This is a genomic window from Paenibacillus cremeus (genome assembly GCF_007786445.1).
GTDB lineage: Bacteria > Bacillota > Bacilli > Paenibacillales > NBRC-103111 > Paenibacillus_G > Paenibacillus_G cremeus.
In genome coordinates, this window is the sequence record NZ_VNJI01000060.1 from 1 (window position 1) to 13,530 (window position 13,530).

Annotated in this window: 12 protein-coding genes; 3 read left to right on the plus strand and 9 right to left on the minus strand. The window is 48.3% G+C overall.

Going from position 1 to position 13,530, the window contains the following annotated elements:
• Positions 1–114: 114 nt before the first annotated feature.
• The 9 genes from FPZ49_RS37340 to FPZ49_RS30325 form a co-directional block, all read right to left on the minus strand.
• Complete coding sequence (locus FPZ49_RS37340) at positions 115–585, minus strand: P-loop domain-containing protein (RefSeq protein WP_315899215.1); 471 nt, start codon at positions 583–585, stop codon at positions 115–117.
• Positions 586–977: 392 nt separating this feature from the next.
• Positions 978–1,199, minus strand: coding sequence for a DUF2905 domain-containing protein (locus FPZ49_RS30290; protein ID WP_144854103.1), 222 nt, complete (start codon positions 1,197–1,199; stop codon positions 978–980).
• Positions 1,200–1,351: 152 nt separating this feature from the next.
• Entirely contained in the window at positions 1,352–1,834 is a 483-nt protein-coding gene (locus tag FPZ49_RS30295; protein WP_144854104.1) for a hypothetical protein, read from the minus strand.
• Between the two features lie 269 nt (positions 1,835–2,103).
• Positions 2,104–3,579 (minus strand): sulfatase, encoded by a 1,476-nt coding sequence (locus tag FPZ49_RS30300; protein ID WP_144854105.1) that lies wholly within the window; start codon positions 3,577–3,579, stop codon positions 2,104–2,106.
• Between the two features lie 27 nt (positions 3,580–3,606).
• Positions 3,607–4,476, minus strand: a complete 870-nt coding sequence (locus tag FPZ49_RS30305) for a carbohydrate ABC transporter permease (protein WP_144854106.1) — start codon at positions 4,474–4,476, stop codon at positions 3,607–3,609.
• Between the two features lie 13 nt (positions 4,477–4,489).
• Positions 4,490–5,368, minus strand: coding sequence for a carbohydrate ABC transporter permease (locus FPZ49_RS30310; RefSeq protein WP_186446191.1), 879 nt, complete (start codon positions 5,366–5,368; stop codon positions 4,490–4,492).
• 87 nt (positions 5,369–5,455) lie between these two features.
• Entirely contained in the window at positions 5,456–6,778 is a 1,323-nt protein-coding gene (locus tag FPZ49_RS30315; protein WP_144854108.1) for an extracellular solute-binding protein, read from the minus strand.
• A gap of 203 nt (positions 6,779–6,981) precedes the next feature.
• Entirely contained in the window at positions 6,982–9,339 is a 2,358-nt protein-coding gene (locus FPZ49_RS30320; protein WP_144854109.1) for a helix-turn-helix domain-containing protein, read from the minus strand.
• A gap of 166 nt (positions 9,340–9,505) precedes the next feature.
• Positions 9,506–10,150, minus strand: coding sequence for a YczE/YyaS/YitT family protein (locus tag FPZ49_RS30325; protein WP_144854110.1), 645 nt, complete (start codon positions 10,148–10,150; stop codon positions 9,506–9,508).
• Between the two features lie 414 nt (positions 10,151–10,564).
• On the opposite strand from FPZ49_RS30325, the gene kynB reads away from it, so the two are divergent.
• The 3 genes from kynB (at position 10,565) to FPZ49_RS30340 (ending at position 13,504) form a co-directional block, all read left to right on the plus strand.
• Positions 10,565–11,197 carry an arylformamidase gene (kynB, locus tag FPZ49_RS30330; RefSeq protein ID WP_144854140.1) on the plus strand — a complete coding sequence of 211 codons (633 nt, stop codon included), beginning with the start codon at positions 10,565–10,567 and terminating at the stop codon, positions 11,195–11,197.
• A gap of 4 nt (positions 11,198–11,201) precedes the next feature.
• A complete protein-coding gene (kynA, locus tag FPZ49_RS30335; RefSeq protein WP_144854111.1) occupies positions 11,202–12,032 on the plus strand; it encodes a tryptophan 2,3-dioxygenase in 831 nt (276 codons plus the stop codon).
• 101 nt (positions 12,033–12,133) lie between these two features.
• The gene (locus FPZ49_RS30340) at positions 12,134–13,504 is read left to right on the plus strand and encodes an aldehyde dehydrogenase (protein ID WP_144854112.1); all 1,371 of its coding nucleotides are present in this window, start codon (positions 12,134–12,136) and stop codon (positions 13,502–13,504) included.
• Positions 13,505–13,530 lie beyond the last annotated feature (26 nt).

Sequence of the window (13,530 nt, forward strand, 5' to 3'; positions counted from 1 at the left end):
ACGCTTTTGCCTTCGTGCCAAGATTTTTAAAGTATCCCTGGTTTGGAACAAGAGTATTTCCATTCCTAAATTAAGAAAATTACGGAATTATTGAAGGGGTATTGACCGCCTCGTTCATATCAGCTTAATAAATGGTGGCAATTGCGGGGACATCACGGACACAGCCCTACTCAATAAAGAGCAGGGCTGTGTATAGGTTAGCGCAGAGTCTATTTTACAGCCATCTTCCACTTCAACCATAGCTGCAAGCTGGGCGTGGGATGTGATATTGTAAAGCCCTCTGATATCAATTTGTTCATCACCTATCATCATGTATCCCATGGTTGAAACCGTCAGCTTTTCTGTACCACTGCCCTGTGGATAGCTCGAAAAGTGTTCGGTGCTTATTTTTCTTTCTATTTCCCATTTTGTAAGGGGGATATGTTCACGGCCGCTACCTCCAATAACAAGAACGGAAGATACGCCAACAGCCTCATGAAGCTCCCTGACACGTTCCGTAAAAGGTGTAATGGGTTCACGCTTGATTAATGAATGCATTTTGACATCTTGAATCATAAAATTCGTCGCACTTCTGTCTTCATCAATAAGAAGAAGCCGTTTAAGTGTGTCTTTATAACTTTTGTTAAATGCAAACTTTTAGCGCGCCAATAAAAAAGCCGCGATATTTACGCGGCAAACAATATTTTCAACTTCTTATGTTCTTCATGTTTTTAGCTAGCAGGAACCATCATTGTCCTGAGTATCACAACCACCACCTTGAGATTGCGACCGGTTGTTATTCTTACCTCTTACATTTTGTTTGTTAGCCTGTCCCTGATTAGTTTTAGTGCTATGCGCTTGTACGTGTTGCTCCTTCATTCCATTCACCCCTTCGCGATTAATGGTCACTTTTTGCAACCATTATAGTTTGTCACTTCCATTCGTTTTTACTTAACCAGTTTATACATAAACAAGGGTATCTCGTCAGCCCCTCCATTCTACTTTAAGAACCAGCGAATAAGATACGAAACAAGAGACAGAACGACGCTAATCACAATGCATGTCACAATCGGAAAGTAAAATTTAAAGTTTCCTTTCGTAACAGCAATATCGCCTGGTAGCCGCCCAAGATTGATAAACCGGCCAAGGACAGCCCAGATCAACCCAATACCAATTAAGATAACACCGAGTCCAATCAACATTTTGGGAATTGGATTCATGTTGGAGTTCTCCTAACCATTCAAATAATATCCACCGTTTACGCGAATTGTCTGACCCGACGTTGGCTGTTGTTGTTTTAGATAGACATTTCTCCATATTCGATTTCAGTGTATGCCATTACTCAATTGGTGAAAGCTTTCTTATCTTCTTCTTATCTACTGGTCCTATTTCGCCACCTGACAAACCATCGTATGACGAAATACAGAATGATTCCCCAAAAAAGCAATCCAAAGAACGACATGCCTATGCCTGGTGCAGTGTAATATCCTCCCCCGCCAAACCAGCCATATGGATTAAACAAGCTACCCAACAAACTTCCAGCCGCCAAGCCGCCGAGGAAGCTGCCGAAACCGTTTCGAGTAGGGTATCCCGTTCTGTAGCCGGGCTGTGTCGTCACTGGGGTTTTGGGAACAGTATTGTAGGTGCCACCCGTACGTGTTCCTGGTGAATAACCAGCCCGTCCACCAGTGTAAGAGCCGCGACCGGAGCGATAGGCCGACTCACGAAGGGTGGCATCGTCGCTTTGCTGCTGAATTTCCGGAGTTGGGGAATCTAATGGAAGTAGCTCCGCATGAACCGAGCCTCCGAAGATAAGCCAAATTAAGAAAAAAACTGCAAACAAAATACGTTTCACGGAAAACCTCCGTTAACTCATAGAATTCAAACCCTAGTTATATTATGGTTCGAACTCCCGTAATTATCCTACGCTATATCTCTGTTACGTGGCATTGGGAAGCGTTGATCAGTAACCTTCCAATTTAGTTTTTTGATACCCTAGTCGAAAATGGGGTATCTATCATAGCCAACAAAAAAATCCTACTTCTCGCAGGATTTTGAGGAGGTTACTTTGATTTTGATATGGGGTCAGTAGGCTGTGGGTTGATCCCCTGCTCTTTTTTAGTTTTATGGCCTTACTTTCTCAATTCCCAATCGTACATACTGCTCTTCCGGTGCGTCATTCTCTCTCATCAAGCGCGCGATATGCTTCAGCATCCGTTCCTCCACGACCGCGTCTTGAATGGGATTCGTCTGTTGCGGGTCCTGCTGCAGGTCAAATAACATCGTATCCAGCAGACGGGTGCCATGCGCCCCTGTACCTTCAACCTTCAACGTTTTTAACCCTTTGGTAAAGTCAAAAGGCTCAGCAAGCTCCACCTGCAGCAGTTCACTTGGGCTGAATCTGCTCCGCATATGGGTCGGCATCAAGGTGTAATTGTAAAGCGGTCGGTTCTCCTTGCTTGCCGGCCCTCTCATATAAACGTATCGTCCATCCGTGCAATTGATATGCCCCCCATGGATGCCGAAGATCGCCGCTTCCCGCACCGGATGATCCGAGGCGATCGTTTCCTTAAGAGGACTTCCCTTCATATCCTTGGGAACCGGCACCCCGAAAAACTCCAGCAGGGTGGGAGCTATATCGATGGTCTGAACGAGGCTAGCCCGACGCTCACCTTTTTTCCCGCTTCTTGGGTCCCAGATAAATAGAGGGGTGTGAGCAACCTCGTTATAAAAAGGCTGTACGCATTTGGCCCACCAATCATGCTCCCCGAGCAGGAAGCCATGGTCCGTATTGACGATCAGCATCGTATCCTTCCATAAATCGAGCTCGTCCATAAGATCAAGCACTTGACCCAAATATTCATCGCACATGCTCAGTAAGGCAGCGTATTCCAGGCGGAGATGTTTTACCTCTTCCGGCGTCTGCTCCACCTTCGTATAAGGAGGCCAGTCAAAATGCTTGCCCTCGTAGCTATGCGGATACAAATCTTTATATTTCTGCGGCGTATGGAAAGGCTCGTGCGGATCAAACGTCTCTATCTGTAGAAACCAATGGTCCTCCGAATAGTTCCTTTTTATAAATTCAATGCCTCGTGAAAAGGTCTGCGCTTGCGGAAAATCTTCCTCCGATTTCAGCACGCTCCGGTTGATCCAATCTTGGCGGACAAGCCTCCCGCGGCTGTGACCACCTACAGACGGGGGAGCGCTCGGCTCTCTCACTTGGCCGATCCAAGGGTCTCCTTCCTGACCGCGAATCAGCTCAAACGTGTTGAATCGCGTATGATAGGTCGCCCCTCCGTCTTCCCAATAATGCTGATGATCGGTGACCAAATGGGTATAGACCTCATGCTCTTTCAGCAGCTCCGGCATCGCGTCATCGAATGGCTCTAGGGGCCCCCAGCTGCGATGCAGAAAATTGTAGCGTCCGGTCATCAGCTCTCTTCGAGCTGGCATACACGGCATGCTTCCCACATAGCTGTTATCAAAAACAACGGTCTTTTCGGCGAGCCGCGCAAAATTCGGAGCATGGGTCCAATCACAGCCGTAAGGCGGCAGCATGTGCCGGTTTAAAGTATCAAACATGACCATAATCGCCTTCATCTCATTTTCTCCCTTCGATTACCCTGTTTACCCTTTCACGCTGCTGGAAATCAGGCTTTTAATAAATTGCTTCTGAAAAACAAAGAACATGATCGCCAGTGGCAGGGAGACGACTACCGTCGCTGCCATCAGCAGGTTGTACTGAATGTGGTATTGCCCGTTAAAGACCTGCAGGCCAAGCTGTATGGTACGCATCGATTCGCTATTGGTATAGATGAGCGGGTGAAAGAAATCATTCCATATATAGACGGTCTTGAAAATGCCCAGCGTTGCGAGCAAGGGACCGCTCTGAGGCAAATAAATCCGCAGAAAACTGCGAAATGCACCAGCACCGTCAATGGATGCCGCGTCATCCAGCGCTTTGGGAAACTGTAGATAAAATTGCCTGGCAAGAAAGATCCCGAAGGACCCGGACAGCTCCGGAATGATCAGTGCGTAATACGAGTCCAGCCAGCCATTACCGCCATTGCCAAACAGATCGTTGCCGCCGAACAGCGGGATGGATTTTAAAATGAGAAATTGTGGAATGATCGTCACTTGCGACGGTACCATGAGTCCTACCAGCAACAGAATAAAAATGATATCCCTTCCGCGGAACGTCATCCGGGCAAAGGTGTACCCCGCCATCATATTAAAAAATAAGCTTCCCGCAACGGTAACGACGGTGACAATGATCGAATTTTTGAAATAGATGCCCCATTCGGTGACCTGCAGAGCACGAACATAATTTTCCGGATGCCACACCAGCGGCAGCAATGCATTGGTGCCTAAGTTGAATTCCTCGTCGCCCTTGAACGAAGTTAGAAGCATGACAACAAACGGTAACAGCATGATGACGGACGTTATGGCCAGAATCAAATGAACCGGGATATGCCGGTTAATCAAATTCACTTTCATGTCGCCCCTCCTTTCAGTCGATATCGCTCGCTTTGGAGCCTACCGTATAATTGACTACGGTCACGATGAGCGTAATAAGCAGCAAAATAATGGCAATCGCTGAAGCATAGCCCATGCGATAATCCTGAAAGCTCGATTTAACAATTTCGTTTACAATCGTTGTACTGGTGTTGGCAGGTCCGCCATTGGTCAGGATGAAGACAAAATCGAAGACCTGGAAGGAACGGATCGTCATGGTGATAAACAGGAAAAACGTAATCGGACGCAAGAGCGGGATCGTGATGTGCACAAACTGCCTTAAGGTCGAAGCTCCATCGATCATCGCCGCCTCGTACAGATGCTCTGGAATCCCCTGCAGCCCGGCAAGAAAAATAATCATGGCATAGCCGACTCCTGTCCAGATCCCGATGATCATAACCGAGTACAGCGCCGTCTGAGGCTCATGCAGCCAATCACGCCCATGAAGCTTAAGGGATTCCAGCAGCATATTGATCGGTCCACGGCGCGGATCCAACAGCCAGAGCCAGGTCATGCATACCGCCACAGAGGAAATGACTCCCGGCAAATATATAAACGACCGATATGCGGCGAGCCCGCTAATTTTCGTGTTCAAAAAGGAGGCCAATACAAGCCCGATCGCCATCGTAGGAATGACGGTAAACAGCCAGTAAAGCAGAGTGTTTTTAAGTGCCATGTGAAACGTATCGTCACCCAGCAGCACCTTGTAGTTGCTAAGTCCGATCCAGCGCCCTGGATTCAAAATGGTGAAATTTGTGAAGCTCAGATAAAATACCCAGATCACAGGCACCAAAATAAACAAGGTATAAATAAATACATTTGGAAATATAAGCGCATAAGGCAATAACCGGTTCCAGCGGAATCGTATTTGCATGATTTCCTCCTGCCCTTCTTGTAGAAGCTCTTCCCGAAAGCGATGCGCTCTCGGAAAGAGCTTGGCCATCTGTAATCCAATATCACATTACTTGGTTTTCAGCTCTTCTCTCGCTTTCTGGGCATTTTCCTTCAACGCTTGATCCACCGGCTTTAATCCATTGTAGGCTTGCTCCAAAGCAAGGCGCAGGTACTTGACGTTGACGTCCCAATACTGGGATGGTCCGTATCCGCGTGCATCATCCATCGCCTGAAATATAACCGCATTCTCCGGCGCCGCCTTAACATACTGATCCTTAACCGATTTGAGCGGCGGCACAAAGCCTGTTTTTAAAGTGAAATCGTACAGGTTGTTCTTGTCGAACCAGAATTTAATAAATTTCCAAGCCTCATCCGGGCTTTTTGTCGTTTTTGCCATGGTCAAAAAGGTTCCCAGCATCAGCGCCGTTTGCTTGCCCGTCGGCCCTTTCGGAGGCAGCGCCCACCCTACCTTCTCCGCACCGACAGCCTTCTGCAGCACCGCGAGCGAAGGAGAGCTGCTGAAGCTAAGTGCCGCCAAGCTATTTTGGAACGGAGTGCCGTTCGGGTCCTGCTGATTGGCGGCGATAATAGCGCCGTTCTTGAACAGCTTCACCATTTTCTCCACCAGTTGAATCGATTCTGATGAGTCGAACGTCGGGTTGCCCTTGTCATCATATATGTCTTTGCCAAGTAGGAGCAGCAAAGAGAGATACGATTGCTCCCCGTTGCCGGTCTGCAGATCGATACCGGCTCTCACCGTTTTTCCGTCTTTGACCACCTTCAATTTCTCAGCATAGTCGAAAATTTCGTCCAAAGTAGTCGGTGGCTTCTCCGGGTCAAGTCCCGCTTCCTTAAAGAAATCCTTGCGCCATTCCATAGGCCTGATTTCAGGCATGAGGAGTCCATACTGTCCGCCGTTCCATTGACCTGCTTTTAAAATGCTGGGGAACATGTCGTCCTTGCCTTGCCATTTATCAGCTTGAATAAATTTATTCAGGTCCATGTACTTGTTTTGATCTACTGTAGAGATCAGCTGGCCGAATCCTAGACCGTGAATATCAGGAGCAATGCCGCCGGAATAAGCAACGGAGAGCTTTTGAAAATAATCTTTAAACGGAATGGTCGTTAGCTCGACCTTGATATTCGGATTCTCTTGTTCAAATTTGGCAACCACGTTTTTCACTTGGGTGATGACGAGCTCGTCGCTTGCCGGATACCAGAATTTAAGCGTGGTCTGCTTACCGCTGTCCGACTTGGCCGCCGGGGCAGAGCTGGACGGACTGCTTGAGCTAGGCGTACTGCCTGAAGAGCATCCGATCAGAACGGTTGTTAGAAAAACAATCATACTAAGCGCAAAAGTAAACGTACTTGACCATTTAAACGCTTTCAAATGTATTCTCCTCCTTCTCGGTTTTGACTACACCGTAAGTGTATTAACAACATACACCAAAAGAAACAGCCCATTATTGACTTTATTAACCGTTTCTGATGCCATTTACGATTAATCAGGCACAAGGGCTGCCAAAAATCCGAGCTTTATCCTGTTTTGACATGTTGTGCATCTTTTGCTTGAGTGTACGAAGCCTCCAAGCTTCAATAAATTTCATTGACGTCGAGCTGTTTCGGCTGATGAAGCGCTCTGAATTGGCCTGGAGACAAATTTTCTTCCTTCTTGAATGCGCGGCTGAAACTGGCCACATTATAATAGCCGACCATCGTTCCGATCGTCTGGATGCTGTGTTCGGTGGTGAGCAGCAGCATCTTGGCTCTTTTGATCCGCATCGAAACGAGGTAATCAATAAAGTTCATACCAACCGCTTGCTTGAACAACCGGCTTAAGTAAGAGGCATCCAGACGCAATTGCTCTGCAATTCCGTTCAATGAAATCTCCTTATCATGGTTAACCTGAATGTAGTCAAGGACATGATCTATGGTTGACCAGCTGGCAGGATCGGTGTCACCTTGGCGCCGGGACATCCATTTTTCAGAAATGGACTCCATCCAGAACATCATTTCCTCCAGCGTCTCAAAACGCTGAAGCTCATCCTGATATTGCTCGAGCTGGGGCAGTCTCTCTTGCCCCGAGGCTTCCTTGTGATAGAGCATGATGAGAATAAGCTCCCACAACGTATGGTGAATCAAGGAAAGCGGGCAGCCGTCCAGACTCTTGAAGGCTTGATCCAATTTTTTTAAACAGTTGGTCATCAAGGAACGGTTATTGTTCTTAATCGCCGTAATCCACTCTTGCTCGACCTCTCTTCGTTCGTTATACAGTAAGATGAGCATTTGATGATGAATTTTCTTCACATGCCAGACGGGAATAATGGCTTTGGCGCCTTTATAAATTCGGAACTCCAGGGCCTGCAATGCCTGCTGGTACGACTCGGATATTAATCCGATATCCGTATGAATGTCGCCAACCCCCACACTGACAGTCAGCTGCAAATAGTTATGGATTTGCTGGCAAACGGCGTTGACATCCTGCAGCGTCAAACTGCGGGCAGAAGCGACAGGCAGCTTTTGGAGAAGATTGGCAATGATGATTACTTCTCGTTCCATGACATCTGCGTGGATGGCCTGGAAGTGGTTGCACAATTGTTCCTCCGCCATTTTGGCTATAAAATACCGGAACAGCTTCTGATCCGCTTTGCTGTATTGGCTGACGAACTGCAAATAATCGTCTATTCTGAACACGATGACGAGATATCCATAGGCGGTGATCGTAATGCCGTATTCCTGAAGCTGAGTTAGCCGCTCTTCCGTATAAACGGATGCTTCGCTTAACAGATCACGGATAAAGATCTGCTTTTTCTGTAATTCGCTTTGCTTCAGCAGGACTGACAACTGCTCCGTTCGTTGAAGCAATCCGTTGACCTCGCCGATCAAATAGGAGAATTCGTCATCCCGCTCCGACGGCTCGTCCCGCTTAGCAAGAATCCCACGGAGTGTAGATAAAGACCTGTAAATTTGTCTGGAGATTAGCATCACCTTAACGGAAGAGCCGGCGGCGGCCAAGAGCACCATGAGTATCAACAGGGTTTGCTCCAAAGTTAATGATCGGGCAGCGGGAGAGGCGTAGACGTATTTCCAACCGGTCATGGACGAATCAATGACTCGAATGCTGAAGTGCGACTCTTCGAGGTCTGCCTGAAACGATGCTGTCCCCTTCCGAATCATGCGTTGAACTTGGTCCAAATCTTTCTTGGCAATCCGTGTTCCGTACCGCGAATCATACGCATACTGGCCCCCAGGCAGGAGGATCCATAGCAGCTGCTCCTCATGATGAGCGAATGGGCTTTGAAACAATGCCTCCGGATCAAGGACAACGACTAAGGCTCCTTCAACGGAGGTTCCGACCAAAGGAATTGGGCGAACGAGCTCCAAGAGTGTTCCCCCTGCTCTGATCTCTTCATCCCCGGTGCCATCGCCCCGTCTCCTTACGAACCAATGATCCTCTTTATTTTCACCCTGTAAAAGCGTTTGCAATTCGGCGGTATCCAACTTATAGTTTAGGGGATTATTGGTATACGGAACGAGGGGAACCTGGATCGTTCCCCCCTGCAAGCTGTATATGAAAAGCCCTCGTAAAGCATAGGATGAGGGAAAGCTCTGGCTTTGCTGTAGGCTGCTTCCAAAATCAACCGCTGCTTCATACAGCTTAGAGGCATTTTTCTCGGCCAGTCCGGCGCCGAAAGAAGACTGGTTGGCCAGCCGTACGGTCATCGTATCGATATTCCGCAGCAAAGCATCGGTAAAAAGTCGAGTGGCCTCACTACTCTCATAGCTTGTCCGGTCAATCTCGGCTTCCGCTTGCGAACGGTTGTACCGAATTTGAAAATAAAGCATGCTGAGCGAGGCAACCGTGATAAGCAGTATGATAACGTAGAAGATTAGCTTTAGAAACAAACTGCGGACTTGAAAGCTCCGTAATGCCCGCTTAAAGGACAGCATTCGTTACCCCTCCCATTGCTGCTCATTCCAAATCGCCCAGAGACGCATGTAAATTCAATATACAATAGGGATCACGTCGAATGCAGTCGATTCGTGCAGCCTCTTGCGGGAACGAGATAACTGATTAGAAAAAGGAGGTTACCCATAAAGGGCAGCCTCCTTCCAATTATAACGTAATCTCAAACTGCCCCTTTTGCTTCCGATCCAGACTAGAGATATAGGAACGCATCATCTTCATTGAAAATTGAAAGATCGGGCTTTGAATAAACGTATATACTAACGTCATAATAAACACCGGACCGCCAAGGATGAAGCCGATAATCAAGACGATACTCTCGACAACGATTCTTGCCCGGCTGACCGATAACCCGGTTTTTTCCGAAATGGAAAGCATGAAACCATCCCGAGGACCGGCCCCGATTCCCGCAGCCACATAGATGCCTCCGCCAATGCCAGTTATAATGATACCCGTCAACAAGATGAGCAGATTCAACCACCAATGAACCGTTTCATGGGGAAGAATGTTGAGATGCAAAAAGAAATCCATGATCGGGCCGATTGACAAGGCATTTAAAAACGTACCAATGTTAATATACTTCCTATCAACGACGAAGGCGATCAGCACAAGCACTAAGCCGCATATGACACTCCACGTCCCAATCGTGAACCCGAACCGATGGAACAGGGCAACGTTTAATACCTCCCATGGATGCAGCCCCAAAGATTGAACCTTCACCGCAATCGCATTCCCTAATCCAAAGAAAGTTAAACCAAGAAAAAAAATAAAATACCTTAATAGCCGGTATGCCATCTCTTCACCTCTAGATCATATATCAACTCTACTTTAGACGAAGAAGAATAAAAGTACAAGATTTATGAAATTAAAAGGTTGTGACCCGGTATTTCAAAAGCAATTTGTACTACTGTGCTAAATAGCTTTAACTCATCCCCCTCAATTTCGGGAATGCGTTAACTGGGCAGCAAACGGCGCTCGGCACAACCCGGGTCACGATCAATAAACTTTTTCAAAAAATGGAAGTTCCTCGGTGTCATCGGATTTTCGCGGCGCGGAATCGTTCATATACTGGGTATAGGTAGGTTGAAAGCGATAAGTAATGACATCGTGCAAGACTGATCATACAGGTTCGACAACTCATAATATGAGACATTCGAAATTGCCCGTGATGTAGTCGCATAAGCTCGTGGAAGGAGTTGCTTTTTGACCATGATTGATATTTCCCGCCGTTTGGAAAATGGGGTTCCGACTTGGCCCGGCGACACGGCTTTCTCGTATGAAGTCAGCTGGTCCAAAGAACAAAGCGGTTCAGTAAACGTAGGGAAGTTGACGATGAGCATTCATACAGGCACTCATATTGATTCGCCATTTCATTTTGACAATAACGGCCGCAAAGTGATGGACCTCGATTTGCAGCTGTATATCGGACCGGCACGCGTGATTGATGTATCCGGAAAATCGAGTGTCGGTGCAGAAGATTTAGCGGAGTATGATTTAGAGGGTGTCACCCGCCTGCTGCTGCGCACAAGCTCTTGGTCCAAACCCGATGAATTTCCTTCGGAGATTACTTATTTGAGGGCGGATCTAGCGCCATTTTTAGAGGAAAAGGGTATACGATTGATTGGTGTGGATGTCCCCTCTGTTGATCCATTGGACAGTAAGGAGCTTGTGGCTCACCATGGCCTGCATGCTTGTGACATTCACATCTTGGAAGGGCTCTCCTTAGATCACGCCCAGCCGGGTGATTATGAACTGATCGCTCTTCCTCTCCCTTTGGCAGAGGCGGACGGTAGTCCAGTTAGAGCAGTACTTCGACCATATACACCATGGAAAAGGAGCTAAGATTATGGCCGACTTGCCGAATAATGAAAAGATCGTTTCAGATTTTTCCAAAACAATGTCTTACGGCGACTACCTTCACCTGGATCAAATATTGTCCAGCCAGATTAGATTGTCTGACCACCACGATGAAATGTTATTCATCATTATCCACCAAGCCAGTGAGCTTTGGATGAAGTTGATCCTGCACGAGCTCAGTGCCGCGCGGAGCTGTATACAGCAAAACAATCTGGAGCCGGCCTTCAAAATGCTGGCACGAGTCTCCAGAATTCAACAGCAGTTGATCCAGTCTTGGGACGTATTATCCACGCTAACTCCTGCGGAGTACATGCAATTTCGCCATAAACTGGGCAGCTCTTCAGGCTTCCAATCGTATCAGAACCGTTTGATCGAATTTACGCTAGGATTGAAAAAGCCGAGTGCTCTTGCCGTTTATGCGCACCAGCCTGAGCTTCATCAACAATTAACTGTTGCACTGAACGAGCCGAGCATCTACGATGCTGCTATCAACGCGCTTTCCATGCGTGGCCTGAAGATCGACCCTGCTTATTTGCAACGCGACTGGTCGCAAGAGTATAAGGAAAACGACAGCGTTAGAGAAGCTTGGCTAATCGTGTATCGGGACGTTGAGCAATATTGGGATCTATATGAGCTCGCAGAAAAGCTCGTCGATATCGACAGTCGTCAGCAACAATGGCGTTTCAATCATATGGGTACAGTAGAGCGCGTTATTGGATTCAAACGTGGTACCGGAGGATCCTCCGGTGTCGATTACTTGAAACGTATAGTCAGCCAACGCTATTTCCCTGAATTATGGAGCCTTAGAACTGTACTGTAATAGTTATGAACTCCCACGTTAATTAGATGTAAACTATCAAAATGATCATGCCGGTTGTAAAATAAGGGGAAGAAGCACTGTACAAGGAGGAGCCGATACGTTTGAGCACACATGCCGCATTAATCCACAAGCAAACCACCTACTTCCGGTCGCGGGAGACGCTGCCTCTTGCCTTTCGCAAACAGGCTCTGAAACGGCTCGCCGACGCAATCCGCGCCTACGAGAGCGATATTATCCAGGCGTTGAAGCAAGATTTAAATAAATCAGAGTTTGAAGCGTACTCCTCCGAAGTAGGTATCGTGCTGAAGGAAATCCGCTTCATGCTCCAGCATTTGTCCAAATGGGCGCGACCCCGCAAGGTGAGAACACCGATGACACACATCGGTTCCAGCGGCAAGCTGTTGTATGAGCCATATGGGGTTGCGCTCATCATCGCCCCCTGGAATTTCCCTTTCCAGCTGGCCGTACTGCCGCTCATCGGCGCCATCGCAGCGGGCAACTGTGCGATCGTCAAGCCGTCGGAGCTTACTCCGAACACGGCCGAGGTGCTCGCCTGGCTGATTGGAGAGACGTTCCTCGAAGAATACATCACCGTGGTGCTGGGTGGAGTGGAGACGAGCCAATCGCTGTTGGCGGAGAAAGTAGACAAGATCTTCTACACCGGCGGTACGGAGGTCGGCAAAGTCGTTATGAAAGCTGCGGCGATGCACCTGACGCCGGTTACGCTCGAGCTGGGGGGCAAAAGCCCTTGCATCGTGCACAAGGATGCGCGCCTGAAGCTTGCGGCCAAGCGCATCGCTTGGGGCAAGTTCATGAATGCGGGCCAAACATGCGTAGCGCCGGACTATGTCTACGTGCATGAGGACGTGAAAGAGGAGTTTCTGACTGAGCTAATGCAAGCGACCGCGCTGCTATACGGGGCCGATCCATTAGCGGACGACACCTATACACGGGTCATAAGCGCTAAGCATTTTGACCGGTTGCAGCGGCTCATGCCGGGTGGAGAAGTCGTCTTCGGCGGGAAGAGCGACCGCGACAGCTTGCGAATGGAGCCTACGGTGCTCGTCCATGCCGATATGGGCCATTCCTTAATGCAGGAAGAGATTTTCGGCCCGCTGCTGCCCGTACTGACTTACACGGACATCGAGCAGGTGCTGCAATTCGTAAACAGCCGTCCGAAGCCGCTAGCCCTCTACCTCTTCTCCGAATCGGAGCGGTTGCAGCGGCATGTGCTGGAGCACGCATCGTTCGGCGGGGGTTGTGTGAACGACACCGTCTATCACTACACATCTCCTTATTTGCCGTTTGGTGGAGTAGGCAGCAGCGGTATGGGCGCCTACCACGGCGAGAGCAGCTTCCAATGCTTCTCCCACCGGAAGAGCGTGCTAAAGCAGACGACCCTACTCGATATTCCGTTCCGTTATCCGCATTTGAAGAATGGGTTGAAGCGGATCAAGATGTTTTTGAAATAACTCGGCGGTGGCTCCAGTTGGACCGC

What these genes read in the sequence shown, in the direction of transcription:
- kynA (WP_144854111.1), top strand. Translation starts at nt 11,202, where the DNA reads ATGGCCGACTTGCCGAATAATGAAAAGATCGTTTCAGATTTTTCCAAA.
- kynB (WP_144854140.1), top strand. Translation starts at nt 10,565, where the DNA reads ATGATTGATATTTCCCGCCGTTTGGAAAATGGGGTTCCGACTTGGCCC.
- FPZ49_RS30310 (WP_186446191.1), bottom strand. Translation starts at nt 5,368, where the DNA reads ATGCAAATACGATTCCGCTGGAACCGGTTATTGCCTTATGCGCTTATA.
- FPZ49_RS30325 (WP_144854110.1), bottom strand. Translation starts at nt 10,150, where the DNA reads ATGGCATACCGGCTATTAAGGTATTTTATTTTTTTTCTTGGTTTAACT.
- FPZ49_RS30305 (WP_144854106.1), bottom strand. Translation starts at nt 4,476, where the DNA reads ATGAAAGTGAATTTGATTAACCGGCATATCCCGGTTCATTTGATTCTG.
- FPZ49_RS30320 (WP_144854109.1), bottom strand. Translation starts at nt 9,339, where the DNA reads ATGCTGTCCTTTAAGCGGGCATTACGGAGCTTTCAAGTCCGCAGTTTG.
- FPZ49_RS30300 (WP_144854105.1), bottom strand. Translation starts at nt 3,579, where the DNA reads ATGAAGGCGATTATGGTCATGTTTGATACTTTAAACCGGCACATGCTG.
- FPZ49_RS30290 (WP_144854103.1), bottom strand. Translation starts at nt 1,199, where the DNA reads ATGAATCCAATTCCCAAAATGTTGATTGGACTCGGTGTTATCTTAATT.